Raw genomic sequence first — 852 nt, forward strand, 5'->3', positions numbered from 1 at the left:
GAAGGCATCCTGGTCAACATCTTCGGCGGCATCATGCGCTGCGACGTGATCGCCGAGGGCGTCGTCGCCGCGGCGCGCGAAGTGCACCTGCACGTTCCGCTGGTGGTGCGCCTGGAAGGCACCAACGTCGATCTGGGCAAGAAGATCCTGGCCGAATCCGGCCTGCCGATCCTCTCGGCCGACAACCTCGCCGATGCCGCCGAAAAGGTGGTCAAGGCCGTGAAGGAGGCCGCGTGAAATGGCTGTTCTCGTCGATAAGAACACGAAGGTGATCTGCCAGGGCTTCACCGGAGCCCAGGGCACCTTCCACTCCGAGCAGGCCATCGCCTACGGCACCAAGATGGTCGGCGGCGTGACCCCGGGCAAGGGCGGCGCCAAGCACCTCGACCTGCCGATCTTCGACACCGTCTCCGAGGCGGTCGAGAAGACCGGTGCCAACGCGTCCGTCATCTACGTGCCGCCGCCGTTTGCGGCCGACGCGATCCTGGAGGCGATCGACGCCGGCATCCCGCTGGTCGTCTGCATCACCGAAGGCATCCCGGTGCTCGACATGGTCCGCGTCAAGCGCGCCCTCGACGGCTCGGCGACCCGCCTGATCGGCCCGAACTGCCCGGGCGTCATCACCCCGGACGAGTGCAAGATCGGCATCATGCCGGGCCACATCCACAAGCGTGGCAAGATCGGCATCGTCTCGCGCTCCGGCACGCTGACCTACGAGGCGGTCGCGCAGACCACGGCGGCCGGCCTGGGCCAGACCACCTGCATCGGCATCGGCGGCGACCCGGTCAACGGCACCAACTTCGTCGACAGCCTGGAGCTGTTCGTGAAGGACCCGGAGACCGAGGGCATCAT

General features: G+C 67.3%; 1 protein-coding gene and 1 pseudogene. Both read left to right on the plus strand.

Annotation, left to right across the window (positions count from 1 at the left end; genetic code table 11):
• Positions 1–237 (plus strand): annotated as a pseudogene (gene sucC, locus TSO352_RS05950) (succinate--CoA ligase subunit beta); the annotation flags it as partial.
• A gap of 1 nt (position 238) precedes the next feature.
• Positions 239–852 (plus strand): succinate--CoA ligase subunit alpha (gene sucD, locus TSO352_RS05955; protein WP_109106693.1); only part of this gene is annotated, 614 nt, incomplete at its 3' end.

The sequence above is a fragment of the Azospirillum sp. TSO35-2 genome (assembly GCF_003116095.1).
Taxonomy (GTDB): Bacteria; Pseudomonadota; Alphaproteobacteria; order Azospirillales; family Azospirillaceae; genus Azospirillum.